This is a genomic window from Allosphingosinicella sp. (genome assembly GCF_036387615.1).
In the GTDB taxonomy this organism is placed as follows: Bacteria; Pseudomonadota; Alphaproteobacteria; order Sphingomonadales; family Sphingomonadaceae; genus Allosphingosinicella.
In genome coordinates, this window is record NZ_DASVTH010000011.1 from 1 (window position 1) to 13,878 (window position 13,878).

Annotated in this window: 14 protein-coding genes; 11 read left to right on the top strand and 3 right to left on the bottom strand. The window is 66.2% G+C overall.

What is annotated here, in order from left to right; all coding sequences use genetic code 11:
- From VF631_RS01690 to VF631_RS01720, 7 genes are all read left to right on the top strand, one after another.
- Positions 1 to 558, top strand: a 558-nt coding sequence (locus VF631_RS01690) for a winged helix-turn-helix domain-containing protein (RefSeq protein ID WP_431848531.1), incomplete at its 5' end; no start/stop codon positions are given.
- 192 nt (positions 559 to 750) lie between these two features.
- The gene (locus VF631_RS01695) at positions 751 to 2,067 is read left to right on the top strand and encodes an ATP-binding protein (RefSeq protein ID WP_431848543.1); all 1,317 of its coding nucleotides are present in this window, start codon (positions 751 to 753) and stop codon (positions 2,065 to 2,067) included.
- 31 nt (positions 2,068 to 2,098) lie between these two features.
- Entirely contained in the window at positions 2,099 to 2,371 is a 273-nt protein-coding gene (locus VF631_RS01700; RefSeq protein WP_431848532.1) for an AbrB/MazE/SpoVT family DNA-binding domain-containing protein, read from the top strand.
- Positions 2,371 to 2,757 carry a type II toxin-antitoxin system VapC family toxin gene (locus tag VF631_RS01705; protein WP_431848533.1) on the top strand — a complete coding sequence of 129 codons (387 nt, stop codon included), beginning with the start codon at positions 2,371 to 2,373 and terminating at the stop codon, positions 2,755 to 2,757. Before VF631_RS01700 ends, VF631_RS01705 begins: the two co-directional genes overlap by 1 nt.
- Entirely contained in the window at positions 2,757 to 3,770 is a 1,014-nt protein-coding gene (locus VF631_RS01710; protein WP_431848534.1) for a polyprenyl synthetase family protein, read from the top strand. The genes VF631_RS01705 and VF631_RS01710 overlap by 1 nt, the downstream gene beginning before the upstream one ends.
- A 124-nt stretch (positions 3,771 to 3,894) precedes the next feature.
- Positions 3,895 to 4,290, top strand: coding sequence for a hypothetical protein (locus VF631_RS01715; protein ID WP_431848535.1), 396 nt, complete (start codon positions 3,895 to 3,897; stop codon positions 4,288 to 4,290).
- Positions 4,291 to 4,377: 87 nt separating this feature from the next.
- Positions 4,378 to 6,498: a M13 family metallopeptidase gene (locus tag VF631_RS01720; RefSeq protein WP_431848536.1), complete on the top strand. Its 2,121-nt coding sequence runs from the start codon at positions 4,378 to 4,380 to the stop codon at positions 6,496 to 6,498.
- Between the two features lie 3 nt (positions 6,499 to 6,501).
- Here the strand turns inward: VF631_RS01720 and wecB are convergent, their stop codons facing one another.
- Positions 6,502 to 7,620 (bottom strand): non-hydrolyzing UDP-N-acetylglucosamine 2-epimerase, encoded by a 1,119-nt coding sequence (gene wecB, locus VF631_RS01725; RefSeq protein WP_431848537.1) that lies wholly within the window; start codon positions 7,618 to 7,620, stop codon positions 6,502 to 6,504.
- 24 nt (positions 7,621 to 7,644) lie between these two features.
- Positions 7,645 to 9,123 (bottom strand): glycerol kinase GlpK, encoded by a 1,479-nt coding sequence (gene glpK / locus VF631_RS01730; protein ID WP_431848538.1) that lies wholly within the window; start codon positions 9,121 to 9,123, stop codon positions 7,645 to 7,647.
- 98 nt (positions 9,124 to 9,221) lie between these two features.
- On the opposite strand from glpK, the gene glpD reads away from it, so the two are divergent.
- Entirely contained in the window at positions 9,222 to 10,685 is a 1,464-nt protein-coding gene (gene glpD, locus VF631_RS01735) for a glycerol-3-phosphate dehydrogenase (protein ID WP_431848539.1), read from the top strand.
- On the opposite strand, the gene VF631_RS01740 is transcribed toward glpD, so the two are convergent.
- Positions 10,682 to 10,819, bottom strand: coding sequence for a hypothetical protein (locus tag VF631_RS01740; RefSeq protein ID WP_431848540.1), 138 nt, complete (start codon positions 10,817 to 10,819; stop codon positions 10,682 to 10,684). The two genes, glpD and VF631_RS01740, sit on opposite strands and share 4 nt — an antisense overlap.
- A gap of 79 nt (positions 10,820 to 10,898) precedes the next feature.
- Between VF631_RS01740 and VF631_RS01745 the strand changes: the two genes are divergently transcribed.
- The 3 genes from VF631_RS01745 to VF631_RS01755 form a co-directional block, all read left to right on the top strand.
- Positions 10,899 to 11,333 carry a hypothetical protein gene (locus tag VF631_RS01745; protein WP_431848541.1) on the top strand — a complete coding sequence of 145 codons (435 nt, stop codon included), beginning with the start codon at positions 10,899 to 10,901 and terminating at the stop codon, positions 11,331 to 11,333.
- A 76-nt stretch (positions 11,334 to 11,409) separates the two neighbouring features.
- Positions 11,410 to 13,704, top strand: coding sequence for a bifunctional salicylyl-CoA 5-hydroxylase/oxidoreductase (locus VF631_RS01750; protein WP_431848542.1), 2,295 nt, complete (start codon positions 11,410 to 11,412; stop codon positions 13,702 to 13,704).
- The coding region (locus VF631_RS01755; RefSeq protein WP_431848544.1) for an SDR family NAD(P)-dependent oxidoreductase at positions 13,701 to 13,878 on the top strand (178 nt) is incomplete at its 3' end. The genes VF631_RS01750 and VF631_RS01755, both read left to right, overlap by 4 nt.

A 13,878-nucleotide genomic window follows, 5' to 3' on the forward strand; every position in this document is an offset into this window, starting at 1 on the left:
CATTATCTGGGCTCGACCGAGAATTACGATGCGATCATCCTCGATCTCGGGCTGCCCGAAGTCGACGGACTGACGGTGCTGGACCGCTGGCGCAAGGAGGGCAAGGAGACGCCCGTGCTGGTCTTGACCGCGCGCGACAGCTGGTCCGACAAGGTGGCGGGGCTGGACGCGGGCGCGGACGATTACCTCGCCAAGCCGTTCCAGACCGAGGAGCTGATCGCCCGGCTGCGCGCGCTGATCCGCCGCGCCTCGGGCAACGCCTCGACCGAGCTGATGGCCGGAGACGTCCGCCTCGACACGCGGTCGGGCAAGGTGACGCTCGATGGCGAGCCGGTGAAGCTCACAGCGCAGGAATATAAGCTCCTCTCCTATCTGATGCATCACAAGGGCAAGGTGGTCAGCCGCACCGAGCTGATCGAGCACATCTACGATCAGGATTTCGATCGAGATTCCAACACCATTGAAGTGTTCGTCACCCGCATCCGCAAGAAGCTCGGCCAGGATGTGATCACGACCATCCGCGGCCTCGGCTATTCGCTGGAAGATCCGCGGGCTTGAACTGCCCCGCCGTCATGCTGAACTTGGTTCAGCATCCATCTTGGACGCGGCACACAAGGTGAGCAGGTGGGCTCTGAATCAAGTTCAGGGCGACGAGATGGTGGAGCTTGATTGAACAAACCGCCCGCCTTTGATCGGTTGAAGCCGGCACGAAGCAAAGCCCGCCGCGGCACGGGCTCGCTCACCCGGCGCATGATCGGGATCGCGGCGATCTGGATCATCGTCCTGCTCGGCGCCGGCGGCTACGCGCTCGATCGCATCCTGACCTCCGCCATCACGCGCAACTTCGATGCTCAGCTCGATTATGTGCTCACCGCGCTGATCGGGGCTGCCGAGATGGGGCCCGACGGCGAGGTTATCCTGGAACGCCCCCCGGCCGATCAACGCTTCCTGGAGGCCTATTCAGGCGTTTATTTCCAGATCAGCGGTGGGAACGTCGATCCGTTCCGCTCCCGCTCGCTGTGGGACCAGACGCTCAAGGTGGGCCCGCCGCACCGCGATCTCGACATCCACACCTATGACAGCCGTGAGTTCGAGACGGAGACGCTGCGGATCGTCGAACGTGACGTGAAGCTGCCCGGCTCGCCGGTGCGATGGCGGTTCCAGGTTGCGCAGAACCGGGTCGATCTGGACGAGCAGATCAAGGTGCTGCGCCGCACCCTCGTCCGCTCGTTCGGGGTGCTTGGTCTCGGGCTGCTCATTCTGGCGGCGCTTCAGGCGCTTTACGGCCTCTGGCCGCTCCGCCGCGTGCGCAAGGCGCTCGCCTCGATCCGCTCCGGCGAGAAGGCCCGGATCGAGGAGCGCTTCCCGCTGGAGATCGAGCCGCTCACCGAGGAGCTGAACGCGCTTCTCGTCCACAACGAAGTGCAGGCCGAGGAAGCGCGGCGTCACGCGGGTAATCTCGCCCATGCGCTGAAGACGCCGCTTACCGTCATCACCAACGCCGCCACCGCCAAGAGCCCGGATCTGGCCGACACGGTCTGCCGCGAGGCCACCACCATGCGGCGCCAAGTGGACCACCACCTGGCCCGCGCCCGCGCGATCGGCCGGCGATCGAGCGCCCAGGCGCGCGCCGAAGTCTGGCCGTCACTGGAGGCGGTGGAGCGCGCGATTTCCAAAATCTACGAGGCAACCGTCGACCTGGATGGGCAACGCGACGCGGCGGTCCGGGTCGAACGGCAGGATTTGGACGAGATGGTGGGCAACCTCATCGAGAACGCTGCGAAATATGGCGGCGGCCGCGTTTTCGTCACCGTCCGCACCACGCTCGAATGCGTCGAGATCGATGTCGAGGATGACGGCCGCGGCATCCCCGAGGGCATGCGCGCCGCCATCTTCGACCGCGGCGTACGGCTCGATACTGAAAAGCCCGGCACGGGCCTCGGCCTCGCCATCGTCCGTGACGTGGCGGAGATATACGGCGGCTCGATCCATCTCGAAGAGAGCGAGGACCTTGGCGGCCTGCTGGCCCGGCTGAAGCTGCCTTTGTGCGGAGCCGGATTGTCTTGAGGCCGGTAAGACGTATCTTACAACTATGAACGTGCAGACCAAAATCTCGGCAAAGGGGCAAGTGGTCATCCCTAAGGCCGTTCGGGACCGGCTCTCATGGTCCGAAGGAGATCGGCTCGATGTGATCGAAACCGCCGAGGGGGTCCTGCTTCGCCCGCCGCCCATCGATGGCGAGCGGATCACCATCGAGGAATTCAGACGTCGAGTGCCTGCGCACCCTGATCCGGCCGTTTCGCTCGCCCAGATGGAAGAAGCCATTCTCGCCGAAGCGAGCGAGCGATACGAGCGGAAGACCCGCCGCTAGTGCGCTCGATCGATACCAATGCCCTCGTCCGGTTCCTTGTTGCGGACGATCCGGACCAAACGGCCAAGGCGACCAACTACGTGGCAGAAGGCGTGTTCATCTCTCACGGCGTCTTGATGGAAGCGGAGTGGGTGCTGAGACGAACATATGGATGGGACCGGGCCCGCATCAACGTCGCCCTTACCCATTTCACGCGGCTGCAGCCGGTCGAACCCGAGCTGCGCCCTTTCCTGCTCTGGGCGCTTGATCGTCATCGAAATGGCGCGGATGGGGCGGACATGCTCCATCTGATCGCCGCGCGGCACTACCCGCCCTTCAAAACTTTCGACCAGCAGCTTTCCAGACAGGCCGGCAGCGAGGCGCCTGTGACTGTAGAGGCAGCTTGATGACGGCCACCATTCACCAGCTCAGCTCGAGGCGTGCGCCGTCGCTTGATCCGATGGTTCAGCTCGTCGCGGCCGATCTCAATGGCGTCAATGCGGTCATCCTCGAGCGGATGCAAAGCGAGGTGGCGTTGATCCCGGAACTGGCCGGGCACCTCATCGCCGGTGGGGGCAAGCGGATGCGGCCGATGCTGACGCTCGCCTGCGCCCGCCTGCTCGATTATCAGGGCGGGCGTCATCACAAGCTCGCCGCCGCCGTCGAGTTCATCCACACGGCGACGCTGCTTCACGACGACGTGGTGGACGGCTCGGGGCTCCGCCGCGGCAAGCGCACGGCCAACATCATCTGGGGCAATCCGGCCAGCGTGCTGGTCGGCGACTTCCTGTTCAGCCGCAGCTTCGAACTGATGGTCGAGGACGGCAGCCTCAAGGTGCTCCGCATCCTTTCACGCGCTTCTGCGGTGATCGCCGAAGGTGAAGTCGATCAGCTCACTGCGCAGCGACGTGTCGAAACCAGCGAAGATCAATATCTCAGCATCATCAGCGCCAAGACCGCGGCCCTGTTCGCGGCCGCGTGCCGGATCGCGGCGGTGGTCGCCGAGCGCGACGAACCGGTCGAGGAGGCGCTCGACGCCTATGGCCGCAATCTCGGCATCGCCTTCCAATTGGTCGACGACGCGATCGACTACGTCTCGGATGCCCAGACCATGGGCAAGGGCGTCGGCGACGACTTTCGGGACGGCAAGGTGACCCTGCCGGTGATCCTCGCTCATGCCCGCGGCGACGACGCCGATCGCCTGTTCTGGCGCGAGGCGATGGAGGGGCGCCGAATCTCGGACGAAGACCTGACGCAGGCGACTGCCCTGCTCGAGCGAACCGGCGCAATCCGCGATACGATGGCGCGCGCCCGCCACTACGGCCAGCGCGCGATCGACGCGCTCGGCGCCTTCCGGGGTGGCAAGGCGAAGGCGGCGCTGGTCGAGGCGGTCGAATTTGCGATCAGCCGCGCTTACTGATTGCACGCGCCCCAACGCGGACAGGACCGGCTTCGCAGGAAAGAGGACGGACCATCCAGCCGAGTTCGGCCGTCGTTCAGCTTCCGTAACGGACGTTGCGGCCGTCCAAGCCTGGAGTCGCCATATGCGCGTTCTGACCGCCTCACCTTATCTCGGTGCCGCCAGCCTGCTGATTGTCAGTCCCGCGGCTGCCCAGTTCGTCGGCCGCCCCGTTTACGAGCCGGTGCCGGTCGCAAGTCCCTATCTCGGCGACAGCAGCCTTCCCGGGCCGGGCATCGGCCGCGAATTGCGCAATGTGCGCCGCGGGATCGAACGGGCACGCGAGACGGGCGAGCTCACCAGGCGCGAAGCCCGCCAGCTTTACCGTGAGGCGCGCCTGATCGATCGTGCGGCCGAGCGCTACGGCCAAGGCGGGCTCTCCGCTTTGGAGCGGCGGGAGTTGGAGACACGTGCACGAGTTCTGCGCGAGAGCCTCGCCAGAGCCCGAACTGGAAAGTCTCGCGCGGGAGGCAAGGGTTGACAGCCGACCGTCCGCGTAGAAGACAGGATTATCAAGCAGATGTGCGGCGAATCGCACTCGCGCTCCTAAACAACAGAGGATGTCCGAATGAAGTCACTTCGCCTGACAGTGTCGTTGCTCGCCCTCATCGCCGCAGCTCCGCTTGCCGCGCGTGACGATCACGCCTGCATCGACGAGCAGTGCACAATGCTGTCGCTGTTTGATCAGCCTGCCCAGAGCGGCGGTTCCGCCTCCTCCACCGAAGCAAATCGCATGGGCGAGTGGGGCATCGACACCGCGGGCATGGACAAGAGCGTCAAGCCTGGCGACGATTTCTTCGGGTACGTCAACGGCACCTGGGCAAAGAACACGCCGATCCCCGCCGACCGCTCTTCCTATGGCGGCTTCGCCGTGCTGCGCGACCTGTCCGAAGCGCGGATGCGGCAGCTGGTCGAGGGCTACAAGGTCGGCAACCCGGCCAAGGACGGTGACCAGGCGAAGGTTGCGGCGCTCTACCGCGGCTTCATGGATGAGGCGGCGATCGAAAAGCTCGACGCCAAGCCGATCCAGCCGAAGATCGCCGCGATCCGCGCAATGAAGAGCAAGGACCAGATGGCCCGCTCGATGGGCGAGGCGCTCGGCGGCGGTTTCGGCGGCAGCTTCTTCGGCTCGTTCGTCAACGACGACAGCAAGAACCCCGATTATTACGTGCTCTACATGGGCCAGTCCGGGCTCGGCCTGTCGGACCGCGAACTCTATCTGCAGGAGAAATTCGCGCCGCAGAAGACGCGCTACCAGCAATATGTCGCGCAGATGCTCGGCATGGTCGGCTGGGCCGACGCGGAAGCCGCGGCTGCGAAGGTGGTCGCGCTCGAAACGCAGATCGCCAACGCGCATTGGACCAGGGCCGAGAGCCGCAACCGCGACAAGACCTACAATCCGACCACTTTGGCCCAGCTCCAGACGAATGCTCCGGGCTTCAACTGGGCAACGTTCGTGAAAGCCGGCGGAATTGGCAAGGCCGAGAAGATCGTCGTGTCCCAGAACACGGCCTTCCCGAAACTGGCGCAGATTTTCGCCGCGACCGATCTTGAGACGCTAAAGGCATGGCAGGCCTTCCACACGGTGGATGACGCCGCGCCTCTGCTGTCCAAGCGCTTCGTGGACGCGAATTTCGAGTTCCGGCAGAAGTTCCTGAACGGCCAGCCCGAGCAACGGGACCGGTGGAAGCGCGGTGTGGCCGTTGCCGAAGGCGCGATGGGCGAAGCCATCGGACGGGACTACGTCAAGCTTTACTATCCGGCCGAATCCAAGGTGAAGATGGACAAGCTCGTCGCCGACCTGCGAGTCGCGATGCGCAAGCGGATCGAAGGCCTGCAGTGGATGAGCCCCGCGACAAAGGTCCAGGCGCTCGATAAGCTCCAGAACTTCGGGCTCAAGATCGGTCATCCGGACGAGTGGCGCGATTATTCGGGCCTCGCCATCCGCAACGGCGACCTGTTCGGCAACGTCGAGCGCGCGGCGAAGTTCGAATGGGATTATCGCCGCAATCGGCTCGGCCAGCGGGTCGATGACAAGGAGTGGGGCATGACCCCGCAGACGGTGAACGCTTACTACTCGCCGGTGAAGAACGAGATCGTGTTTCCGGCCGCGATCCTGCAGCCGCCCTTCTTCGATCCGAAGGCCGACCCGGCGGTGAATTATGGCGCGATCGGCGGCGTGATCGGCCACGAGATCAGCCACGGCTTTGACGATCAGGGCCGGAAATCCGACGGCAAGGGCATGCTGCGCGACTGGTGGACTGCCGAGGACGCGGCCAAGTTCGAGGCGCAGGCGACTAAGCTGGGTGCGCAATACGAGGCTTATGACTTCCCCACCTTGCCCGGCATGCACATCAACGGCCGCGTCGCGATGGGCGAGAATATCGGGGATCTCGGCGGCATCCTGCTCGGGCTCGAAGCCTTTCGCACGTCGCTGGGCGGCAAGCCCGCGCCTGTGATCGACGGCTATACCGGCGAACAGCGCCTGTTCATGGGCTGGGCGCAGGTGTGGCGCACCCTGTTCCGCGACGATGCGCTACGGCAGCAGATCATCAACGGCCCGCACTCGCCCGGCCAGATCCGCGCTTTCGCTCCGCTTCGCAACGTCGATGCCTGGTACGAGGCGTTCAACGTGAAGCCCGGCGACAAGAACTATGTCGCGCCGGAGGATCGCGTCCGGATCTGGTAAGGCTCAGGCGGCGCGGGTGATGAGCGCGCCGGCTCCCGAGCGCGCCCGCAGGTCGGCAAGGCAACGCGCGGCGGTGCGCCCGTCCCACAGGTCGGGCCGCCGCCGTTCGTGTTTCGGAGCGGCGAGCGCCGCTTCGAGTTCGCAGGCCAGCGTCTGCGGTCTAACCAGGCGATTGGTGCCCTGGCTGATCGTGATCGGCCGTTCGGTATTTTCCCGCAGCGTCAGGCACGGAATCCCGAGATAGGTGGTCTCTTCCTGGATGCCGCCGCTGTCGGTGATCGCCGCGGCGGCTCCGGTCACGAGGCTCATGAAGCGGACATAAGGCTGCGGCTCGATCAGACGCACGCCTGCAGTCCGGAGCTTCGCATCGAGGCCGCAGGCGGCGAGCCGCTGAGCCGTGCGCGGGTGGACGGGAAAGACGAGCGGCAGCCGCTTCTGGACCTGCAGCAAGGCCACCACCAATCGCTCCAGCTGCGCCGGTTCGTCGACATTGGATGGGCGGTGCAGCGTGACCACGCCGTAGCCGCCCTGAGCAAGCTCAAGCTCGCCGGCGACGTTCGCCGCCTCGATCGCCGGCCGCACCAGCTCGAAACTGTCCAGCATGATGTTGCCCACGCGCGCGATCCGCTCGTCGGGTACGCCTTCCGCGATGAGGTTCTCGTCGGCATCGGGCGACGGGGTCCAGAGCACGTCCGAGATGGCGTCGGTCACGAGCCGGTTGATCTCCTCGGGCATGCGCCGATCGCGGCTGCGGAGCCCTGCTTCGAGATGCACGACGGGGAAATGCAGCTTGGCCGCGACCATCGCGCAGGCCGCGGTGGAGTTCACGTCGCCCACCACCACCAGCCAGTCCGGCCGGTCCTCCAGCGCGATCTTCTCATAGGCGATCATCACGCCGCCGGTCTGCTCGGCATGGCTGCCGGAGCCGACGCCCAGATGATGGTCCGGCTTGGGCAGCCTCAGGTCCGCGAAGATCGCGTCCGACATGTTGGGGTCGTAATGCTGGCCCGTGTGGATCAGCACCGGCTGGAAATCGGGCGCGGCCGCCAGCGCATGCCAGAGCGGCGCCACCTTCATGAAGTTCGGCCGGGCGGCCGCGATGAGATGCACGCGCTGGATCATGCGCGTGGAAGTAGCGGACGAGGCTTAAGATTGAGTTTGAGCGAGAACCGCTGTCAGGGCACGTTTCCAAAGCTCCAGGCGGGCCGAGCGCGTCTCCTCATCCTTGGCGGGCTCGAAGCGCTGCACCGCGCCGCGCATCGAGGCTGCCTCCTCCAGCGAAGCGAACAGGCCGCATCCGACGCCCGCCAGCATCGCCGCCCCAAGCGCAGTCGTCTCGACGAACGCCGGCCGTTCGACGGGCACGCCGAGCACGTCAGCAAGGTCCTGCGCCAGGCAGTCGTTGGCGGCCATTCCGCCGTCGATCTTGAGCGTTCCCCAAGTCGCGCCGTCTGACGCGAACGCCGTCATCAAGTCGTGGCTCTGATGTGCCATGGCTTCCAGCGCAGCGCGGGCAATGTGGGCGCGCGTGACGCCGAAACTCAGCCCGGTGATCGCGCCGCGCGCGTCCGGCCGCCAGTGCGGCGCCCCGAGCCCCGACAGAGCGGGAACGATGGCGACGCCGCCGCTGTCGGGGACCGACCGGGCAAGCGCTTCGCTCTCCGCAGCCGATCCCAGCAAACCGAGTTCGTCCCGCAGCCATTTGACCAGGCTGCCTGCCACGAACGCCGAGCCCTCCAGCGCATATTCACGCACGCCGCCGAGCTGCCAAGCGATGGTGGACAGGAGCCGATGCTCGGATCGCGGCTGCTTGCGCCCGGTGCTGGTGAGAATGAACGCGCCGGTCCCATAGGTCGCCTTGGTGTCGCCGGGCCGGAGGCAGGCCTGGCCTATGCTCGCCGCCTGCTGGTCCCCGGCCAGCCCAGCAATCAGGATGGGCGCGCCGAACAGCTCCGGCTTTGTCCAGCCGATCTCGCCGGCGCAGTCGACGATTCGCGGCAGAGCGGCTTCCTGGACGCGCCACAGGTCTAGCAGGCCATCATCCCAGCGTCCGACACCGATGTTCATCAGCGCCGTTCGCGACGCATTGGTGGCGTCCGTCACGTGGAGCCCGCCGCTCAGCCGATAGACGAGCCATGACTCGACGGTGCCGATCATCAGATCGTCACCCGCCTCCGCCACGTCAGGCCAGTGCTCGAGCGCCCAGCGAACCTTGCTGGCGCTGAAGTAAGGATCAAGCAACAGCCCTGTTATGGCCTGCAGGCTGGGCTCGTGATCCGTCTCCTTCAGTGCGTTGCACAAAGCCGCGGTGCGGCGGTCCTGCCAAACGATCGCGGGGCCAAGCGCCCGCCCGGTCCGCCGTGACCAGAAAAGGATCGTCTCGCGCTGATTGGTGATCCCGATTGCGGCGATCCGGTCCGCCCCGCCCGCGCCGACGACGATCGCTTGAGCGCAGGCCAGGCTCTTCGCCCAGATCTCCTCAGGATCATGTTCGACCCATCCCGGCGCGGGGTAATACTGCCTTAGCTCCCGCTGCTGGACTCCGAGGCAGCGTCCGTCCTTTGCGAACAGCATGGCGCGCGTGCTGGTCGTGCCTTCATCGATTACCAGCAGCTGTTCGCGCATTTCCCTCGTCGTCGCCCCAGCCTGGGGGGTTCATCCTGCGATGGTGACATGTCGGTTCGATGGTTTCCAGCTTTCGCTGGGATGACGTAGGGAGGAGCGTGCGGGACAGCTTCGACCTCCTGATCGTCGGCGGCGGAATCAACGGGGCGGCGATTGCTCGCGATGCCGCGATGCGCGGGCTGCAGGTGCTGCTGGTCGAACGTGACGACCTCGCCCAACACACCAGCTCGGCCTCCTCCAAACTGATCCACGGCGGTCTTCGCTATCTCGAACAAGGCGCGCTGCGGCTTGTCCGCGAGTCGCTCCGGGAACGCGAAATCCTCCTCAGGACCGCTCCGCACATTGTCCGGCCGCTCCGTTTCGTGCTGCCGCAGGGCGAAGGGGGCCGCCCCTGGTGGATGCTGCGCTCGGGCCTCACCTTGTACGACCTGCTTGCCGGGCGGAGCGCCCTGCCCCGCTCACGCAGCTTAGCCGCTGGCGAGACCGCGTTCATTGCGCCGCTTCGGAAACCCGGACGAGCGGCGCTCTATCACGACGCTTGGGTCGACGACGCCCGCCTCGTCGTTCTGAACGCGCTCGCCGCGGCCGAGCATGGCGCGGAGATCGCCACCCGCACCACCCTCCTCTCCGCCCGCCGCGACGGCGAGGCCTGGACGGTCGAGCTGTCGGCGGGACGCCAGGTCTGCGCCCGTGCGATCGTCAACGCGGCCGGCCCTTGGGTTGCGGACGTGCTCACCAGCCGGATCGGCCGCAACAGCGCCAGTCGGGTGCGGCTGATCAAAGGCAGCCACATCGTCGTGCCCCGGCTCTACGACGGCGATCACGCTTACATCCTGCAGCAGCCGGACGGGCGGGTCGTATTCGCCCTCCCCCATGGCGAGCACAACCTCATCGGCACGACCGACATCCCCGTCGAGCGCCCGGAGGACGCCACGATCACGCCCGACGAGATCGCCTACCTCTGCGCGGCGGTGAACCTCTACTTCGAAGGCCAGACCGGGCCGGGCGACGTGCGCTGGAGCTATTCCGGAGTCCGCTCGCTGCACGACGACGGCGCCGCCAGCGCGCAGGCCGTGACCCGCGACTATCATCTCGAGCTGGACGATGGCCCGGGCCCGAAGCTCCTGTCCGTGTTCGGCGGCAAGATCACCACGGCACGGGCGCTCGCCGATCGGGCGCTGGGCAAGCTCGGAAGCCGCGGGCGCTGCCGCACGCGCCACGCTTACCTGCCGGGCGGCGAGATGGACGACATGTGGGACGACAGTCACGAAGAGTTCCTCGCAACGATCGATCGCTGGATTGACCCGAAGCTCTCGCTTCGGCTTGCTTGCTCCTATGGCGCGAGGATCGCGAACCTGCTCGGAACCGCCGGGAGCACGGCCGATCTGGGCCGGCATTTCGGTGCGGATCTATATCAGCTCGAAGTCGATTACCTGCGCCGGGTCGAATGGGCGCGCACCGCAGACGACATCCTCTGGCGCCGCACCAAGCTCGGGCTCAAGATGAGCCCTGCCGAATGTGAGCAGCTCGACGCCTACCTCGCCGCGCGCGACACGAGCTAGGGACCTTCGTGCAAAGGGTCGGTGCCGTGCGGCGGCGGCTCGTCCATCGCCTCCCGGTTCTTGCGCCCCTGCTCCGCCCGATCCTTGTCGTCGGCAGTCGAGTCCCTCGTCTGTTCACCTTTGCAATCGTCCATGATTGGCTCCTTGTCCCTCCACAACGCCGGACGGCGCGGCTGGTTCGGAACGAGCCATATGCGCGCGGGTTGAACCGCCATGCCGCTCACCGCACAGCAAGCCTTCGAACGCGCCGAGGAGGGCGGCGACCATGTTATCGGCTGGAAACTGGACCCGGAGCAGCGAAGGGAGCTGCTGATGCAATTTCCGCCGCGTTACGGTCAGGTTGTGGCCGATCACGTCACCCTCGCCTCCCGCGTCGCCGCCGGTTCCGAACCACCATCGGAAACCACTGGCGAGATTGTCGGACGCGCCGATGACGGCGAAGGGGTCGAAGCGATGGTGGTCCGGATCGCCGACACTACCGATCGTCCGGGCGGCGGCGCCTTTCACATCACCTGGTCCTTGGATGGGGGGCGCCGGGCCAAGGAAAGCAACGATGTCATCGCCCGGCTGGGCTGGGAGCCGCTCGAACTGCCAATGCCCGTCCTGCTCGCCCCCGCATGTTGGCCGCGCAGCGCAGACCCATCCTGACGCGGGCCCATCGCCGCGCCGCTTGAGTCCGGGGCGACTTGAAGGCTACCACCGCGCAGCAGCAACGGAGGCCGCCATGCGGATCGCGTGCCTGGGCGGGGGTCCTGCCGGGCTTTACTTCGCCATTTCGATGAAGCTGCGCGATCCGGAGCACGAGATCGAGCTGTTCGAGCGCAACCGCGCCGACGACACGTTCGGCTGGGGCGTCGTCTTCTCCGACCAGACCGTCGAGAACCTGCTCGCCAACGATCCCGTGTCCGGGTCTGTGATCCGCGATGAATTCGCGCATTGGGACGACATTGAAGTCCACATCCACGGGCAGACCGTCCGCTCCTCCGGCCATGGTTTTATCGGGATCGGCCGCAAGCGCCTCCTCCACATCCTGCAGGAGCGCGCACGCGAACTCGGCGTGCGGCTACATTTCGAGCACGAAGCCAGCGCCGATCGCGACGACTGGGCAGATTACGACCTCGTCGTCGCCGCCGACGGGGCGAACAGCCGCATCCGGACGCGGTACGAGCCGCATTTCGGCGTCGACATCCAGGTCCGCCGCAACAAGTTCTTCTGGTTCGGCACGAGCCGCGCGTTCGAAGCCTTCACCTTCGCGTTCGAGCAGACCGAGGCCGGGTGGGTCTGGGCGCATGCCTACCGCTTCGAAGACGAGGCTTCGACCTTCATCGTCGAAATGGAGCCGGAGACCTGGGCCGCGCTCGGCCTCGACCGCATGGACCAGGATGAGGCGATCGCCTTGTGCGAGCGCATCTTCGCCAGGTATCTGGACGGCCATCCCCTCCAGTCCAATGCCCGGCACCTGCCGGGCCCGCAGGCCTGGCTCAACTTTCGCCGCATCATCTGCGAGCGCTGGTCCCACCGCAATCTCGTCCTGCTCGGCGACGCGGCGCATACCGCCCATTTCTCGATCGGCTCCGGCACCAAGCTCGCGCTGGAGGATGCGATCAAGCTTGCCGAGGTGCTGAACCGCCCCGGCCTGAGTCGCGAGGCCGCGCTCGAGGAATACCGCGAGGAGCGCAACGTGGAGGTGCTGAAGCTTCAGAACAGCGCGCGCAATTCCACGGAGTGGTTCGAGACGCTCGACCGCTATCTCCACTTCGAGCCGATCCAGTTCGCCTATTCGCTGCTCACCCGCTCGCAGCGCGTCAGCCATGAGAATCTCCGCCTGCGCGACAAGGGCTGGCTGGAAGGAGTCGAACGCTGGTTTCAGTCGCGGGCTCGGGGAACTCCGGTCAACGATCCGGCCCCGCCGATGTTCGCACCGTATCGACTGCGCGATATGGCGCTCCAGAACCGGATCGTGGTCTCGCCGATGGACATGTATTCGGCGGTGGACGGGACACCGACCGACTTCCACCTCGTCCATTACGGCACCCGCGCGCAGGGCGGAGCCGGCCTCGTCTATACCGAGATGACCTGCGTGTCCGCCACCGGCCGGATCACCCCCGGATGCACCGGCCTGTACGCGCCGGATCATGTTTCCGCTTGGCGGCGGATCGTCGATTTCGTTCACGCGAACAGCCGGGCAAAAATCTGCCTGCAGCTCGGTCATTCGGGCGCAAAGGGCTCAACGAAGTGCGGCTGGGACGGCTATGACGTGCCGCTGGACGAGGGCAATTGGCCGGTGATCGCCGCCTCCGACGTGCCCTGGTCGTCCGCCAACCAGCCGCCCCGCCCGATGACGCGCGCCGACATGGACGAGGTGCGCGATCAGTTCGTCGCCTCGACCCTGATGGCGCTGGAGGCCGGCTTCGACATGGTCGAGCTTCACTGTGCGCACGGCTATCTGCTGTCCGGCTTCATCACGCCGCTCCAGAACAAGCGCAGCGACGAATATGGCGGCAGCCTGGAGAACCGCCTGCGATACCCGCTCGAGGTTTTTCGCGCGATGCGGGCGGTCTGGCCGGCGGAAAAACCGATGTCCGTCCGCATCTCGGCGACCGACTGGATGGGGGAGCTCGGCATTACGCCTGAGGACGCAGTGGCCGTCTCCCGCGCCTTCAGCGAAGCCGGCGCTGACCTCATCGACGTCTCCGCGGGGCAGACCTGGGCCGATTCCAAACCGGTCTATGGCCGGATGTTTCAGACGCCTTTCTCGGACAAGGTCCGCAACGAAGCCCGCGTGTCCGCGATGGCGGTCGGCAACATCTACGAGCCCGACCATGTCAATTCGATCCTTGCCGCCGGCCGCGCCGATCTCGTCGCGCTCGCCAGGCCCCACCTGATCGATCCGATGTGGACGCTGCGTGCGGCCGCGGCGCAGGACTATCGCGGCGTTCATGTTCCCCCGCCCTACCTCGCCGGCCAGGCTCAGCTCGCCCGGAATCTGCGGCGCGAGCAAGAGATGCTGAAGGCATGAGGCTGCTGGAAAACTCCCACGCGGTGGTGACCGGCGGCGGCAGTGGTATCGGTGCTTCGGCCGCGAGTCATCTGAGCGCGGCCGGAGCCAAACTGAGCCTGCTCGGTCGTCGGCTGGAGCCGCTGCAGGAACATGCCGCCCGGACGCGGGGGAATGCCATAGCCTGCGACGTCA